General features: G+C 70.5%; 16 protein-coding genes. 5 read left to right on the forward strand and 11 right to left on the reverse strand.

Translation table 11 applies throughout. The features are described from left to right. Positions 1-2 precede the first annotated feature (2 nt). From ABGB18_RS02695 to ABGB18_RS02730, 8 genes are all read right to left on the reverse strand, one after another. Positions 3-857 (reverse strand): GNAT family N-acetyltransferase, encoded by an 855-nt coding sequence (locus tag ABGB18_RS02695; RefSeq protein WP_347693674.1) that lies wholly within the window; start codon positions 855-857, stop codon positions 3-5. After that, positions 857-1,867 carry an ABC transporter ATP-binding protein gene (locus ABGB18_RS02700; RefSeq protein WP_347693676.1) on the reverse strand — a complete coding sequence of 337 codons (1,011 nt, stop codon included), beginning with the start codon at positions 1,865-1,867 and terminating at the stop codon, positions 857-859. The genes ABGB18_RS02695 and ABGB18_RS02700 overlap by 1 nt, the downstream gene beginning before the upstream one ends. Next, positions 1,864-2,913: an ABC transporter ATP-binding protein gene (locus tag ABGB18_RS02705; protein WP_347693677.1), complete on the reverse strand. Its 1,050-nt coding sequence runs from the start codon at positions 2,911-2,913 to the stop codon at positions 1,864-1,866. The genes ABGB18_RS02700 and ABGB18_RS02705 overlap by 4 nt, the downstream gene beginning before the upstream one ends. Before the next feature lie 3 nt (positions 2,914-2,916). Then, entirely contained in the window at positions 2,917-3,816 is a 900-nt protein-coding gene (locus tag ABGB18_RS02710) for an ABC transporter permease (RefSeq protein WP_347693679.1), read from the reverse strand. Continuing rightward, positions 3,813-4,823 carry an ABC transporter permease gene (locus ABGB18_RS02715; protein ID WP_347693680.1) on the reverse strand — a complete coding sequence of 337 codons (1,011 nt, stop codon included), beginning with the start codon at positions 4,821-4,823 and terminating at the stop codon, positions 3,813-3,815. The genes ABGB18_RS02710 and ABGB18_RS02715 overlap by 4 nt, the downstream gene beginning before the upstream one ends. A 3-nt stretch (positions 4,824-4,826) precedes the next feature. Next, the gene (locus ABGB18_RS02720; protein WP_347693681.1) at positions 4,827-6,641 is read right to left on the reverse strand and encodes an ABC transporter substrate-binding protein; all 1,815 of its coding nucleotides are present in this window, start codon (positions 6,639-6,641) and stop codon (positions 4,827-4,829) included. A 161-nt stretch (positions 6,642-6,802) separates the two neighbouring features. Next, the gene (locus ABGB18_RS02725) at positions 6,803-7,768 is read right to left on the reverse strand and encodes a zinc-dependent alcohol dehydrogenase family protein (RefSeq protein ID WP_347693682.1); all 966 of its coding nucleotides are present in this window, start codon (positions 7,766-7,768) and stop codon (positions 6,803-6,805) included. 1 nt (position 7,769) lies between these two features. Beyond that, on the reverse strand, positions 7,770-8,957 hold the full coding sequence (locus ABGB18_RS02730) for a M20 family metallopeptidase (RefSeq protein WP_347693683.1): 1,188 nt from the start codon (positions 8,955-8,957) through the stop codon (positions 7,770-7,772). Between the two features lie 61 nt (positions 8,958-9,018). Here ABGB18_RS02730 and ABGB18_RS02735 point away from each other — a divergent pair, with 61 nt between their 5' ends. Then, positions 9,019-9,798, forward strand: coding sequence for an HAD-IIA family hydrolase (locus ABGB18_RS02735; protein WP_347693684.1), 780 nt, complete (start codon positions 9,019-9,021; stop codon positions 9,796-9,798). Between the two features lie 139 nt (positions 9,799-9,937). On the opposite strand, the gene ABGB18_RS02740 is transcribed toward ABGB18_RS02735, so the two are convergent. After that, positions 9,938-10,399: a hypothetical protein gene (locus tag ABGB18_RS02740; protein WP_347693685.1), complete on the reverse strand. Its 462-nt coding sequence runs from the start codon at positions 10,397-10,399 to the stop codon at positions 9,938-9,940. A 186-nt stretch (positions 10,400-10,585) separates the two neighbouring features. Here ABGB18_RS02740 and ABGB18_RS02745 point away from each other — a divergent pair, with 186 nt between their 5' ends. The 3 genes from ABGB18_RS02745 (at position 10,586) to ABGB18_RS02755 (ending at position 12,584) form a co-directional block, all read left to right on the forward strand. Next, positions 10,586-10,747, forward strand: coding sequence for a hypothetical protein (locus ABGB18_RS02745; RefSeq protein ID WP_347693686.1), 162 nt, complete (start codon positions 10,586-10,588; stop codon positions 10,745-10,747). 139 nt (positions 10,748-10,886) lie between these two features. Beyond that, positions 10,887-11,816 carry an acyl-ACP desaturase gene (locus tag ABGB18_RS02750; RefSeq protein ID WP_347693687.1) on the forward strand — a complete coding sequence of 310 codons (930 nt, stop codon included), beginning with the start codon at positions 10,887-10,889 and terminating at the stop codon, positions 11,814-11,816. A gap of 231 nt (positions 11,817-12,047) precedes the next feature. Continuing rightward, complete coding sequence (locus ABGB18_RS02755) at positions 12,048-12,584, forward strand: NAD(P)H-dependent oxidoreductase (RefSeq protein WP_347693688.1); 537 nt, start codon at positions 12,048-12,050, stop codon at positions 12,582-12,584. Between the two features lie 64 nt (positions 12,585-12,648). Here the strand turns inward: ABGB18_RS02755 and arfB are convergent, their stop codons facing one another. After that, positions 12,649-13,056, reverse strand: coding sequence for an alternative ribosome rescue aminoacyl-tRNA hydrolase ArfB (gene arfB, locus ABGB18_RS02760; RefSeq protein ID WP_347693689.1), 408 nt, complete (start codon positions 13,054-13,056; stop codon positions 12,649-12,651). 141 nt (positions 13,057-13,197) lie between these two features. Here arfB and ABGB18_RS02765 point away from each other — a divergent pair, with 141 nt between their 5' ends. Next, positions 13,198-13,992 (forward strand): hypothetical protein, encoded by a 795-nt coding sequence (locus tag ABGB18_RS02765; RefSeq protein ID WP_347693690.1) that lies wholly within the window; start codon positions 13,198-13,200, stop codon positions 13,990-13,992. Positions 13,993-14,086: 94 nt separating this feature from the next. Here the strand turns inward: ABGB18_RS02765 and ABGB18_RS02770 are convergent, their stop codons facing one another. Beyond that, entirely contained in the window at positions 14,087-14,350 is a 264-nt protein-coding gene (locus tag ABGB18_RS02770) for a helix-turn-helix transcriptional regulator (protein WP_347693691.1), read from the reverse strand. Positions 14,351-14,500: the final 150 nt, after the last annotated feature.

Here is a 14,500-nt window from a genome sequence, read left to right on the forward strand (position 1 = left end):
CATCACGCCAGGTCGCGCCGGTAGAGCCAGAAGACGCGCTCCGCCCGGGCGCCCACGGCGTAGGAGTAGAACCGCAACGGCCCGACCCACCCGATCTGGGCGCTGGACTGCCCGGCGGCGCGCATGTCCGCCAGGCACCGGCGCAGCAGCACCCGGCCCACCCCCAGCCCGCGGGCGCCGGGAGCGGTGCCGGTGGGGCCGAACCAGCCGGGCCGCGCCCCCCAGGCGGCGAAGGCCACGACCCGCCCGTCGCGCTCGGCGTAGTGCAGGCCGCTCGCGTTGGCCGCCTCCCAGGCCCACAGCTCGTTCCACTCGTCGCGGACGAACGCGGCGACCTTGTCACGGTCCTCCCCGGCCGCGCGTACGGCGATCCCGGCCCGCTCCAGGCGGGCCAGGTCGTCCCCGGTGGACAGGTCCGCACCGCCCAGGTCGGCGGTCATGTTCCAGGCCACGTCGTAGCGCTCGTAGCCGAGGCTCTCGGCCAGGCAGGCGGCGGCCGTGTAGCGCACGTCGACGCCCGGCCAGGCGTAGCAGGGCGGGTTGCCGGCGAAGCGCGCCTGCCGGGCCCCCTGCCCGGCCAGCCACTTCTCGGCCGCCCGCACCAGCGCCCTGCCGTGGCCCCGGCCCTGTTCGGAGGGGTGCACGGCGAGCAGGTCGACGTGCCCGACGGCCGGGTCGCGGGTGGACAGGGAGGTCAGCACGACACCGCCGTCGGTGGCCAGCGCCGTCCAGCGCCGGTCGGCGGGCGGCCGCGACAGCCGCCCCACCAGCTCGGCCGCCTCGTCGTCCAGCGTCAGCGCGGCCGCGGCGATCCGGGCGGCCGCGGCGGGCTCCGCCGCCCGCACCGCGTGCGCCATCACACCTCGCTCATCGGGCGGGCGATCACACTGCGGCGCTCCGGGTAGAAGCAGGCGTGCTCCTGCGGCCCGGCGTCCGTGACCGCCGGCGTCGGCCGCTCGGACGTGCACCGCTCGCCCCGGAACGGGCAGCGGCGGGCGAACAGGCAGCCCTCGTCCGACAGGCTCTCGTCCAGCGACTCCAGCGGCGTCACCGGCTGCTCGCCCGGCTGCTCCAGGCCGTGCAGCACCGGGATGGCCGACAACAGCGACTGCGTGTACGGGTGCACCGGGTCGGCGATGATCGTGTCCACCGGACCGCGCTCGACGACCTGGCCGCGGTAGATGACGTACAGCTCGCCGTCGCCGCCGATGTAGCGGGCCGTGGCCACGTCGTGCGTGATGAACAGCACGCTCACCCCGAGCCGCTCGCGCAGGTCCTTCAGCAGCGCCAGGATGCCCAGCCGCAGCGACACGTCGATCATCGAGACGGCCTCGTCGGCGACCAGCATCTCCGGGTCGACGGTCAGCGCGCGGGCGATGACCACCCGCTGCCGCATGCCGCCGGAGAGCTGGTGCGGATAGCGCGACAGCACCGTGCCCGGATCCAGCCCCACCAGCGACAGCACCTCGGCCGCCCGCTCCTCGATCCACGACCGCGGCCGCCCGGTCTGCCGGGCGCGCAGGCTCAGCGGCGCGTACAGCGTCTGGTGGATGGTCCTGGTGGGGTTCAGCGCCGAGTACGGGTCCTGGTGGATCATCTGGATCTTGCGGTAGTGCGGCTGCCGCTCCTTGGGCCGCAACGACGACATCGTGACGTCGCCGATGACGATCTCACCCGCGTCGTACGTCTCCAGCCCCGCGATGATCCGCCCCAGCGTGGTCTTGCCGCACCCGGACTCCCCGATGAACGAGGCGGCCCCGCCCTTGGGGATGGTGAAGTCCACGCCCCGCAGCGCCGGCACCTCGCGGGCGCCGAGCACCTTGCCCCGCTGCTTGAACGTTTTGACGACGCCGGTCCCGGTGATCATGCGTGCTCCTTCACGGTCATGGCGTGGCAGGCCACGATCCTGGGCCCGTACGAGACGGCCTCCGGATCCACGGTGTCGCACACGTCCATGCGCAGCGGGCAGCGCTCCCTGAACACGCAGCCCTCCTTCGGCACGGTCGCCAGCGTCGGCGGCCGTCCCGGCAGCGCCTGGGCCTCGTCGATGTCGCCGGTCAGCCGCGGGATGGCCCTGATCAGGCCCCTGGTGTAGGGGTGCCGCGGGGAGCCGAGCACCAGCCGGGTCGGGCCCTGCTCGACCAGCCGCCCGCCGTACATGACCGCGAGCCGGTCGGCGACCTCGGCGACCACGCCGATGTCGTGCGTGATGACCAGCGTCGTCAGGCCGCGTTCGCGGTGCACCTCGCGGACGATCTTCAGGATGTTGGCCTGCGTGATCATGTCCAGCGCGGTCGTCGGCTCGTCCAGCACCACCAGGTGGGCGTTGAGCACCAGCGCCAGCATGATGCCGACCCGCTGGCGCATGCCGCCGGACAGCTCGTGCTGGTGGGAGTCGAGCACCCGGGCCCCGTCCAGCCCCATCCGGCCGAGCAGCTCCCTGGCCTCCCGGACCAGGCCGCGCAGGTCGTCCACCCCGTGCGAGCGCCCCAGGTCGAGCAGTTGCTTGCCGACCGTCTTGAGTGGGTTGAGCGAGTTCTGTGCCGCCTGGAACACGTAGCCGATGTGCTGGCCGCGCGCCTTGCGCAACCGCTCGCCCCGGAAGCCCACCACGTCGCCGAGCCCGTCGATCTCGACGCTGCCGGCGGCGATCCTGCCGGGCGGCTGCACGGCGTTGAGCAGCGACAGGGCCAGCGTGGACTTGCCCGAGCCGGACTCGCCCACGATGCCGGTGATCGATCCGGGCTCCAGCGTCAGGCTGACGTCCCGGACCGCGGGCAGCTCGCCCGCCGGGGTCTTGTAGACGACGGTGAGGCCGTTGATGCGCACCCCCGGCGACTCCGGCCGCGGGGCGGCCACGGCCTCCCGTGGCGTGGTGCTCTGTTCGATGGTGCCCTCGCTTCGCTCGGTCACGCCCTACTCCTCGCGCAGCCGGGGGTTGAAGATCTCGTCCATCGCGTCGACCACGAGCACGATGGCCAGCGTCAGCAGCAGGATCGCCAGCAGCGGCCCGATCAGGAAGCCCAGCCCCTCCGGCACGGTCAGGGCCCCGGAGCGGAACACGGCGGTGTTCAGCATCTGCCCCCAGTTGTTCGACTCGTACGGCAGCACGCCCAGGAAGAACAGGCCCACCTGCGCGTAGACGCCGCCGGTGACCGCGATCAGCATGTTCATCGCGATGTACGGCGCCATGCTCGGCAGCAGCTCCTTGCCCACGATGTGCGTCGTGGACAGCCCCAGCCCGCGCGCCGCCTCGATGAAGCCCCGCTCGCGCAGCGACAGCGTCTGCGAGCGCACCGCCCGCGCCACGCCGCCCCACCCGAGCAGCCCCAGCACCAGGCCCATCTGGATCGCGCTGCCGAACTTCCACACCGTCGACAGCACCAGCAGCAGCGGCAGCCCCGGAAGGGTCAGCATCATGTCGGTCAGCCGCATGAGCACGGTGTCCGAGCGGCCCCGCCTGAAGCCGGAGAACAATCCGATCGCGGTGCCCACCACCACGGTGATGAGGGCCGTCACCAGCGCGGCCAGCAGCACGTAGCGGGAGCCGGTGACCACCAGGGCGATCACGTCCCGGCCCTGGTCGTCGGTGCCCAGCCAGTGCTGCGCGCTCGGCGGGCTGGTGATCAGGTTGGGGTCGAGGGGGAGCTGGGCGGGGTAGAACATCGGCCCGAACACGCCCATGAACGCGAACCCGAGCACGAGCAGGACGCCCACCATGCGGCTGGGCTTGCGCTTCATGACCCGCCACACGCCGGTCCAGAAGTTGCGGCGCATGGCGGCGCTCGTCGACGAGCTCTCCAGCAGCACGCTCATGACGAAACCTCCTCGCCGCCGCGCACCCGTGGGTCGATCGCGCTGTAGAAGAGGTCGGCCACGATGTTCGCCACGATGATGGACACCGTGATCAGCAGGAACGCCCCGCCCATCAGCGCGTAGTCACGCATGGTGATGCTGTCGATGAGCAGCAGCCCGAGCCCCGGATAGTTGAAGATCCGCTCGATGAACACCGCGCCGCCGAGCAGCAGGCCCAGGGACAGCGCGAGGATCGTGAACAGCGGCAGGATCGCGTTGCGCGCGATGTACCTGAAGATGATCGACCGCTTCATCCCGCGCAGCTCAGCGGCCAGGATGAAGTCGTCGCCGAGCACGGTGACCACGCTGGACTTCATGGCCAGGATCCACCCGCCGTAGGACGCCAGCGCGTACGTCGCCACCGGCAGCACCGCGTGCTGGGCCAGCGAGCCGAGGTAGCCGGCGTTGAACCCCGGCTCGTACAGGATGTCCACCGGCCCGTCCGCCGGCAGGATCGGGATCAGCGTCGCGAAGACCGCGCTCAGCAGCAGCCCCAGCACGTACTGCGGCACGCCGTGCAGCAGCGACCCGGAGATCGCCAGCACGTCGCCGAGCTTGCCGGAGCGCTTGATGGCCGCGTAGACGCCCAGCACGATGCCGACCAGGAAGCTCAGCAGCGTGCCCGCCAGCACCGGTAGAACGGTCCACTTGGCCGCCTCGCCGAGCACCTGCGTGACGGGCGCGCCCGCGTGGCTGACCGACTGGCCCAGGTTGAAGGTGAGCAGGCCCGACATGTAGTCGGTGTACTGATGCCAGAGCGTGCCCTGCGGCTGGAACCCGTAGAGCACGCGGGTCGCCTGCTCGGCCGCCGCCGGGTCCATGCCCTGCTGGATCAGCTTCTGCACGTTCGCGGCCACCGGGTCGCCCGGGATGCTCCTGACGATGAAGAAACTGATCGTGGCCACGACAAGGATCATGACGATGCCGCGGGCCAGGTGGCCCGCGAGTCGCCGTGCGATAACGCCCATAGGTTACTGCTTCTTCTTGATCATGCCGAGCTGCATCCAGACCCCGGCGGTCAGGCGCAGCATGTCGCTGTTCTGCGCGGGCCAGCCGGTGAACCGGCTGGTGTTGACGAACTGCGTGTTCACGTAGTCCCAGAGCTGGATGGCCGGCAGGTCCTGGTTGGCCGCCTTGGCGAGCTCCACCATGATCGGCTTGGCCTCCTCGGCGGAGGCGGCGTTGAGCTTGGCGGTGAGCTCACCCGGATTGATCTTGCCGACGCCCTCGACGTCGAGCTCCTCCGGGCCTCCCATCCAGTTGCCGGCCTTGCCGGGGGCGCTGTGCGTGACCCTGCCCGCGACGTTGTTCCAGCCGTTGGAGGTGCCGTAGAGGCGCTGGAAGATGTCGTACGGCGCCGGGCCCAGGGCCATCAGCCAGAAGCCCACGTCGTACTTGCCGGCCGCCAGCTCCTCCAGGTAGATCGCGTAGTCGGCGACGGTCACGACCTCGGCGTTGACGCCGTTCTCGATGAGCTGGCTCTTGATGTTCTCCTGCGCGGAGATCCAGTCGGAGAAGCCGGAGGGGGCCGTCATGGTCACCGTCCACGGCGAGCCGTCGGGCAGCGTCCACTTGCCGTCCTTCTGCCGCAGGCCGGCCTCCTTGAACTCCGCCGCCGCCTTGGCCACGTCGTGCGGGTAGGGGTTCAGCTTGGACAGCTCGGGGCCGAGCCACTCCTGGGCCGGCTTCTGGTGGATGCCGGAGGTCGTCACGGCCGGGATGCCGCCCTCGGGCGAGGCCACCTTGGTGACCTGGGCGCGGTCGATCAGGTAGGCCAGGCCGCGGCGCACGTGCACGTTGTCGTACGGCTTCTTGCTCTGGTCGAACGCCATGCCGACGGCCACCGGCGAGAAGCCCTTGATGATCTCCGAGCCCGGGGCGTTCTTGATCCGGTTCATCACGTCGGTGGGCGCGGCCGTGAAGCCGGAGTGGTCGAGCTTGCCGGCGCTCAGGTAGTTCCAGACCTGCTCGTTGCCGCTGTAGTTGAGGAACTTCACCAGGTCGGGGGCGATCTTCGCGGCGTTGTAGAAGTACTTGTTCTTGACCAGCAGCGCCTCACCCGGGTTCACCCGCTCCAGGGTGAACGGCCCGGCCGAGACGTCCTTCTGCGGCGCGAAGGCGAGCACCTTCTGGCCGATGGCGAGGATTTCCTCGCGGTCCTTGTCGGCCGTCGCGCCGGTGCCCCGGGAGGCCTTGAGCTTCTCCCAGAAGTCGGCCGGCAGCAGGCCGCCCCAGATGTGGGCGGGCTCGACCCAGCTGTCGAGGACGCCTCGGGCGAACTTGCTGCTGGGGTTGGACATGTCCTGGGTGACCTTGACGGTCTTGTCGTCCACGATCTGCACGTCCGCGGCGGCGCCCGCCGCGCCCGGCGTGAGCGCGAACGCGGTGCTGCCGGTGGTGTAGGCGAGCCCGAGGGACATCTTGACGTCCTCGGCCGTGACGGGCTTGCCGTCGGACCACTTGGCGTTCGGCTGGATGTGCAGGGTGATCGAGGAGTTGTCGGGCGCGATGTCCCAGCTCGCCGCGATGCCCGGGTAGAACTGGTTCGGGTCGGTCAGGGAGTTCTTGACCCATCCGAGTTTCATCGCGTTGTACCCGAGGAAGGCGTTGCCCTTCGGGTTCCAGATGTTGGCCGGGGCGCTCGCGTCGAGGCCGGGCCTGGTCACGTCGATCGTGGTGAAGAGCCCGCCGCCGCCCGGGCCGCCGGACGTATTCGTGCCACCGCTGCACGCCGCAGTAGCGGTGGCCAGGCTCACCATCGCCACTACCGCTGCCAGTCGCTTCATATGCCGCTCCGGGGAATGTCGGACCATAAGTGGATCAGTACGAGTTGACCGGACCCTACGATCGCGCCCGATCGGCGTCAATAATCTCCAGAGGTTGTGAGGCTAATGTAACTTTCCTTCATGAGTGTACGAAGTGGCGCTAAGTTCCACCAAATAGTCGGTCAAGCCACGACCAGGACGGCAGCCCCGTTGACCTGGTCCGCTGCCAGATCGGACAGCGCCCGGTCGGCCTCTGTGAAGGAGTAGGGCGTCGTGGTCACCCGCGGCGGATGCGCCAGTGCCAGCTCCAGGTAGGCCCGCCCGTCGGCCCGGGTGTTCGCGGTCACGCTGCGCACGGTGCGCTCCTGGAACAGGTGCCGCTCGTAATTCAGCTCGGGGATGTCCGTGAGATGGATCCCGGCGATGGCCAGCGTACCTCCCCTGTCCAATGCCTCCAAAGCGGGCGGGACCAGGGTGCCGACCGGCGCGAACAGGATCGCCGCGTCCAGCGGCTCAGGCGGCCGGTCGCCGGCCGAGGCCGCCCCCAGCTCCAGCGCCAGTTCCCGGGAGGCGGCGGACCTGGTGACGGCGTGCACGACGGCGCCCTGGGCGATGGCGGCCTGGGCGGTCAGGTGGGCCGAGGCGCCGAACCCGTAGATCCCCAGCCGCCCGCCCGGCGGCAGGTCGCACCGCGCCAGCGCCCGGTATCCGATGATCCCGGCGCACAGCAACGGCGCCAGCCGCTCGGCGGGCGGCCCGTCGGGCAGGGGGTAGACATAGCCGGAGGGCGCGAGGAGGTATTCGGCGTACCCGCCGTCGGCGTCCCACCCGGTGTAGGCCGAGTCCGGGCAGAGGTTCTCCATCCCCCTGCGGCAGTAGCGGCACGTCCCGCAGGTGGAGCGCAGCCAGGCGACCCCCACCCGCTCGCCGGTGCCCACCACGCGCCCGACGACCTGGTGCCCGGGCGTGGTGCGCGGCCGCTTCGGGGGCAGATCCCCCTCCGCCAGGTGCAGGTCGGTCCGGCACACACCGCACGCCTCCACCCGTACCAGCACCTCGCCGGGACCGGGCGCGGGCACCTCCCGCTCGACCGCGACCAGCGGCCGGGACGCCATCGGCCCCGGCCGGTCCACCACCCAGGCCCGCATGTCAGGACAGTCGCGCGAAGGCCAGCGCCGCGTAGAGCGCGGTCCCGTCGGGCAGCACCGCGTCGTCGAAGAGCGCCTCCGCCGAGTGGTTGTACGGCGCCGTCGCCGGGTCCCGGCCGGGCGGGCACGCGCCCAGGAAGGTGAAGGCGCCCGGTACGGACTCCAGCACGTACGAGAAGTCCTCCGAGCCCATGATCGGGTTCGGCGTGACGAAGAACCGCCCGGGCCCGAACAACTCCTCGGCCGTGCGCCCGACGAACCCCGCCTCGCTTTCGTCGTTGACCGTCACCGGGTAGCCCATCCCGAACGACGTCTCGACCTCCAGCCCGTGCGCCGCCGCGACGCCCCGCACGACCTCCACCAGCCGGCGCTGGATCAGGTCCCGGTTCTCCCTGCTGAAGGTGCGCACGGTGGCCTCGAACGAGGCGTCGTCCGGGATGATGTTGTCCTTCGACCCGCCGTGGAAGGTGCCCACGGTCACGACGACCGGGTCGAACACGTCGAACGACCGGGTCACCATCGCCTGCATCGACGTCACCATCTCGCACGCGGCCTGGATCGGGTCCAGCGCCCGGTGCGGGGTCGAACCGTGCCCGCCGCGCCCCTTCACCGTGACGCAGAACACGTCGGCCGCCGCCATCATCGGCCCGGGGCGCGCCGAGAACAGCCCCGGCGGCAACATCGAGGAGACGACGTGCATCCCGTAGGCCGCCACCGGCCGTTCCCCGGCCGCGTCCAGCACGCCCTCCCCGATCATGACTTCGGCGCCGCCGTGGCCCTCCTCGCCCGGCTGGAACATGAAGATGACGTCACCCGCCAGCTCCTCCCGCCGCGCGCTGAGCAGCCGCGCCGCGCCCGCCAGCATCGTGGTGTGCAGGTCGTGGCCGCAGGCGTGCATCTGGCCGGGCAACTCCGACCGGTAGGTCAGGTCGTTCTTCTCCGTCACCGGCAGGGCGTCCATGTCCCCGCGCAGCAGGACCGCGGGTCCCGGCCTGCCGCCGCGCAACACCGCCGTCACGGAGCTCAAAGCGGTGCCAGTCTTGATCTCCAGTGGCAGGCCCTCCAGCGCCGCCAGCACCTTCTCCTGGGTGCGCGGCAGGTGCAGGCCGATCTCCGGCGTGGTGTGCAACGAGTGCCTGAGCTGAACGAGTTCTTCCCGCATGTCCTGTGCGGATTCAGTGAACGACATGGTTCACATTGTTCACGTAGCAGGCAGGAAGTCGATAAGGCGCGCTCGGTACGATGTCCGGGTGACTCAGGGTAAGCGGATCGATTCTTGGTTGTCCGACATGGACGGAGTGCTCGTCCACGAGGGGCGGCCGGTCCCCGGGGCGGACGAGTTCGTCAAACGACTCGGCGAGTCGGGCAGGAAGTTCAGGATCCTGACGAACAACTCGATCTACACCCGGCGCGACCTGTCGGCCCGGCTGAGCGGGGCGGGCCTGCACGTGCCGCCGGAGTCCATCTGGACCTCCGCGCTGGCCACCGCCCAGTTCCTGGACGACCAGCGGCCCGGTGGCAGCGCGTACGTCATCGGCGAGGCGGGCCTGACGACGGCGCTGCACGAGGTCGGCTACGTGCTCACCGACAGCGACCCCGACTATGTCGTGCTGGGGGAGACCCGTACCTACAGCTTCTCGCAGATCACCCGGGCCATCCGCCTCATCGAGGGCGGCGCCCGCTTCATCGCCACCAACCCCGACCCCATCGGCCCCTCGACCGAGGGCTCCCTGCCGGCCTGCGGCGCCGTGGCCGCCCTCGTCACCAAGGCCACCGGGGTCGAGCCCTACTTCATCGGCAAGCCCAACCCGCGCATGATGCGCAGCGCGCTCAACGAGATCGAGGCGCACAGCGAGACCACGGCGATGATCGGCGACCGCATGGACACCGACATCGTCTCGGGCATGGAGGCGGGGCTGTACACCATCCTGGTCCTCACCGGCGTGACCCAGCGTGACCAGATCGACCGCTTCCCGTATCGGCCGTCCCTGGTGGTCGAGTCGGTGGCCGACCTCATCGAGCTCATCTGAACCCGGCCTGTCCTGACAGGTCCGCGTGGCAGGCTGACGTGGCATGGCCCCGTGTCCGCCTGGAGGGCGGCCCGAAGATGGTCGTCGCCCGCGCGATCGACCGGCCCGGCCGGTGCCGGATCGCCCCCGGGTGCCGGGATCAGGCGTGTCCCAGCCGTTCGGTCAGGCGCTCCAGGCCGTCCCTGATGAGCTTGCCGTAGGCGTCGTCGCCGAGCGTGCCGATCGTGGCCTGGGCCTGCCGGAGGTGCTCGCGGGCGCGGGGGAGATCGTCCAGCTTGCGGTAGCACTCGGCCAGGTTGAGGTGCAGCGACGGATACAGGCCGGCCACCGGGAGCGGCACCCCGGCTTCCGCCACCCGCTCGTTCGTGATGAGGTCCGCGGCGGCGAGCGCCCGCAGGTCCCACACCAGCTCCTCGTGCGTGTCGTCCTGGACGTCGGCCATCGAGTGGGCCAGGACGCACACGTGCAGCGGGTCGCCCTGCTCGCCGCCGATGTCATCCCAGATCTGTGCGAACAGGTCGCGAGCGGCCTCGGGCCGGCCCTGGCGGTGGTGCAGGTCCACCCCCTCGCCGATCCGGGTCATCGTGGGGTCGGTGGTCATCGGTCGCTCCTTCGCCGCGCGAGTCCGCCGCCGCAACAGTGGCACAGCACACCGCACCGTGCCACCTCGCGTGATCAACGGACGTGGCCGGGGCGAGTTTTGCTCACGGAGTGCGACCAAGTGGTGACGGGCGGGGGGTGGCCCGGGATAGATTGGGCATGTTCCTTTTCGCGGCGATGTGGCTATGTGGCGAGGCGGAGGCGGGCGGGCGTGGACGTGTGGGCGGAGATCGCCGACCAGTTCGCGTCCGTGCGGTCCGGGATCGAGCTGGAGCTCGGGTCCGTCCGGTCGGAGATGACCGATCTCGGCATCAAGCTCGATCGGTTACTGAAGAAGGAGAGCGCGTAGTCCACGGCGTGCGCTGCCGGCGTCCAGAATGGTAAGTGGGACACTGCGGACAATGGGTCGCATAACGGAACCCTAATTGACCGGTATGTCCTTCGGGTAGCCTAACCTACGGTACCGTAACCTGAAGGAGAAGATCTTTATGGCGATGACTCAGACGGAGCTGCTGCACGAGCTCGAGCCGGTAGTCGCGGTGGAGCTCGACCGCCACCAGACGATGGCCAAGGAGTGGTTCCCGCACGAGTACATCCCGTGGAGCGAGGGCCGCGACTTCGACGGCGTCTACGGGGGCCAGGCCTGGCAGGAGGGCGACTCGAAGATCCCCGAGGCCGCCCGCGTCTCGCTCATCGTCAATCTTCTCACTGAGGACAACCTCCCCAGCTACCACCACGAGATCGCCACCACGTTCGGCCGCGACGGCGCCTGGGGCACCTGGGTGCACCGGTGGACGGCCGAGGAGGATCGGCACGGTACCGCCCTGCGTGACTACCTGACCGTCACCCGGGCCGTCGATCCGGTCGCCCTGGAGCGGGCCCGCATGCACCACATGGAGAACGGCTTCGTCTCCGAATACAGCACCATGCTCGGGCAGCTCGCGTACGTCTCCTTCCAGGAGCTGGCCACCCGCATCGCGCACCGCAACACCGGCAGGGCCTCCGGCGACGAGGGCTGCGAGCGGCTGCTGGCCAGGATCGCCGCCGACGAGAACCTGCACATGCTCTTCTACCGCAACCTGCTCAAGGCGGCCTTCGAGCTCGACCCCAACCAGACCATGCGCTCGGTGACCGACGTCGTCACCACGTTCCAGATGCCGGGCACGGGCATCGAGGGGTTCGCCCGCAAGGCCATGATCATCGCCAACGAGGGCATCTACGACCTGCGCCTGCACCTCGACGACGTGCTCATGCCGGTGCTGCGGCAGTGGTCGGTGTTCGACAAGACCGGGCTGGACGCCGAGGGCGAGCGGGCGCGTGAGGAGCTGGCCGCGTTCCTGGCCAAGACCGAGGCCACGGCCGCCAAGTTCGTCGAGCGCCGGGACGAGCGCCGGGCCCGCGCCGCCGCCGCGGGCTGACCGTCCGCCGCGTGGTGAGCTGATCGGGGAGCGTGGAGCTCCCCGTCCCATCGGCGCCGCCTCGGCCCCCTGCGGGCCGGGGGCACCCTCCCGGACGGCCCGGTCGCTGCTCGCGGTGCCGACACTCCGGCTTCCGCCCGAACCCTGTGCGCGTCTTGACCGGGGGATGGTCTTGGACATCCCCGGCATCGGGCAGGTTCCCCGTACACATCCGGAGCTTGGGGAGCAAGGGTGAAAATCATCGGGATCGCCGCCAGCCTCCATGCGGGGTCGTTCATCAACAGGCTGCTGGAAGCGGCGGGCGGCGAGTTGCCCGAAGGCGTGGGCTTCGAGGCGTGGCAAGGGCTGGGGGAGATCCCGCCGTACACCGCCGGGCCCGCCGTCCCGGCCTCCGTATGCGAGCTGTCCGGGCTGGTGGCCGCCTGTGACGCCGTGTTGCTGACCGCTCCCGAGCACAGCCTGCTGCCGCCCGAGCTGACGTACGCGCTGGACTGGATGGCGGCCCGTCACGATCTGTCCGGCAAGCACGTCGCGGTGATGAGCGCGAGCGCGCGGGCCTGCGGGGCCATGTGGGCCCAGGCCGAGCTCTACAAGCAGTTGCAGGGGGCGGGAGCCGTCGTGATGGGGGCCGAACTGGTCATCTCGCCGGCCTGTCCCCACTTCGACGAGGCGGGGCATCTGACGGTGCCCGAGCTGCGGGCGCAGGTGCGGGCGGTGGTCCGGCAGCTCTGCCCGGCCCAGGTGCTGGAACCGGCCTTCTCCCTCTGACAGACGCTCCAGGGGTTTCCGGTACGCGGGCCGTCCGGGCTGTGGGTTTCCGATGCGCGGGGCGTCAGGGTTCGCGGCGCAGGCGTTTGACGTCCGAGCGCTGCTTCTTGGCGGCGAGGCGGCGTTCGACGGAGCCCCGGCTGGGCTTGGTCTTGCGGCGGCGCTTCGGGGGCGGGGCGATGGCCTCACGCAGGCGCTGCGCCAGCCGGTGCGCGGCGGCCTCCCTGTTCCTGAGCTGGGAACGGTATTCCGAGGCGGCGATGGTGATCGTGGTGGAGCCGAGGCGTTCGAGCGCCCGGGCCTTCAGCGCGGGCGGCAGCGCGGTCGTCGCGGCCAGGTCGAAGACCAGCTCCACGCGGCTGTCGGTGGTGTTGACGCCCTGGCCGCCCGGGCCTGACGAGCGCGAGAAACGCCAGACGAGCTCGGCGTCGGGAATGACGACCGAGTCGTTGACGACCAGCGGGCCGGGCATGCGTGGGACTCCTGTTCACCGGATGGCTTGTTGATGCGAATCCACCGTATCCGGGTGGTATATGCCGTTCGCAACGGCATTTTCAATCTTCGCCGTCGCTGCGACTATGAAGGGAACACCACACAGGAGAGGCGACATTCCATGCAGCCTGTCTCGGCCGCGCAGGCGGGCCTCACCGTGGTGCTGGCCATCGTCTCGGCCACCGGGTTCCTGCTGCTGCGGTGCCAGGGGAAGGGGCGGCCGTTCGGGCCGGCGGGGCGCCGGCTCGCCATCGCCATCACCATCCTGACCGGGTGCGTCTCCGCCGGGGTCGCGCTGGTGAGCGGGATGGTGCTGAACCAGTATCTCGCCACCGTGCTGGGAGCCGTCGCGCCGAGCGGGCTCTGGCTCAGCCAGATGCGGGCCAAGGAGGAGGAGCGGCGGTCGCTGGCGCAGGAGGCGGCGACGTTCTGGCTGGTGTCGCTGCTGGCCAGGCTGGACCAGGCGATGGCCGAGGACCAGCGGGTCTGGTGCGAGAAACGCCTGGACGACTCCTGGAACGTCTACGAGCTCAGCCTGGCCGCCGGCCGCTACCACGAGCGCATCGCCGAACGCCTCTCGCCCGAGGAGCGCCGCCGGGAGCGGGTGCACGCCAGGCTGGAGGCGATCGAGCGGCGGCTGGACGTGGCGGCGCTGATCGAGGACGGGGCGGCGCGGTCGAAGGTGGTCACGGCACTGAACGGATCGCGCTACACACGGCTGGTCCGGTACGAGCGCTATCTGAACAACCTGACGCGGCTGCACGGCGTGCTCAGGCACGACGCGGAGAGCGACCTGCTGCGGCTGCTGACCTCGGCCTACCGCGCCGGATACCGCTCGCTGGCCAAGTTCGAGCCGTCGATGCCCGGCCCGCCCTCGCCGGCGCGCGGCACCGAATCGGCCAGGCGCACCCGCTGAGGCGCCGGCGACCCGGCGGTCACCGACCGGATCACCGCCCCCGGCGCCCCGCTCCGAACGGCCGGAGCGCCGGGGGCGGCCGGTCCGGTGCTGGTCAGAAGGCGGCGGCGGAGCCTTCCACGTCGCTGAGAGTGATGTCCAGGCGGGCGCCGAGCGCGTCGATGACGGCGCCGAGCGTGCGGAGGGTGAGATTTTCGTCGCCGGACAGGATCTGGCTCACCCTGCCGGGGGACACGCCCATCGACGTGGCCAGGTCGGCGCGGGAGATCTTGTGCTCCCTCATGTACCAGGTGATCTCGTCGACGACTTCCTGGGCGAGCCCGCCCACCTCGTCACCGGTGCCACGACGAAAGGCCATCACGGTCTCGCTCTCGACGTCCTTCTCCTGATGCTTCGAGTTTAGCTCTGCCTAAACCTTTAGGCAAGCCTAAAGTTGGCCCCTCCTGATGGTCGCTTGCAAGCGGCGCATGCCAGAATCGCGCGGAAGATCACGGGGTGGGGAGGCGCT

Source organism: Nonomuraea sp. B12E4 (assembly GCF_039871825.1).
Lineage (GTDB): Bacteria > Actinomycetota > Actinomycetes > Streptosporangiales > Streptosporangiaceae > Nonomuraea.

Bases quoted from the DNA above. Each gene is read 5' to 3' on its own strand.
- ABGB18_RS02695 (WP_347693674.1), bottom strand. From the start codon at position 857: ATGGCGCACGCGGTGCGGGCGGCGGAGCCCGCCGCGGCCGCCCGGATC.
- ABGB18_RS02700 (WP_347693676.1), bottom strand. From the start codon at position 1,867: ATGATCACCGGGACCGGCGTCGTCAAAACGTTCAAGCAGCGGGGCAAG.
- ABGB18_RS02710 (WP_347693679.1), bottom strand. From the start codon at position 3,816: ATGAGCGTGCTGCTGGAGAGCTCGTCGACGAGCGCCGCCATGCGCCGC.
- ABGB18_RS02715 (WP_347693680.1), bottom strand. From the start codon at position 4,823: ATGGGCGTTATCGCACGGCGACTCGCGGGCCACCTGGCCCGCGGCATC.
- ABGB18_RS02720 (WP_347693681.1), bottom strand. From the start codon at position 6,641: ATGAAGCGACTGGCAGCGGTAGTGGCGATGGTGAGCCTGGCCACCGCT.
- ABGB18_RS02725 (WP_347693682.1), bottom strand. From the start codon at position 7,768: ATGCGGGCCTGGGTGGTGGACCGGCCGGGGCCGATGGCGTCCCGGCCG.
- ABGB18_RS02730 (WP_347693683.1), bottom strand. From the start codon at position 8,957: ATGTCGTTCACTGAATCCGCACAGGACATGCGGGAAGAACTCGTTCAG.
- ABGB18_RS02740 (WP_347693685.1), bottom strand. From the start codon at position 10,399: ATGACCACCGACCCCACGATGACCCGGATCGGCGAGGGGGTGGACCTG.
- ABGB18_RS02750 (WP_347693687.1), top strand. From the start codon at position 10,887: ATGGCGATGACTCAGACGGAGCTGCTGCACGAGCTCGAGCCGGTAGTC.
- arfB (WP_347693689.1), bottom strand. From the start codon at position 13,056: ATGCCCGGCCCGCTGGTCGTCAACGACTCGGTCGTCATTCCCGACGCC.
- ABGB18_RS02765 (WP_347693690.1), top strand. From the start codon at position 13,198: ATGCAGCCTGTCTCGGCCGCGCAGGCGGGCCTCACCGTGGTGCTGGCC.
- ABGB18_RS02770 (WP_347693691.1), bottom strand. From the start codon at position 14,350: ATGGCCTTTCGTCGTGGCACCGGTGACGAGGTGGGCGGGCTCGCCCAG.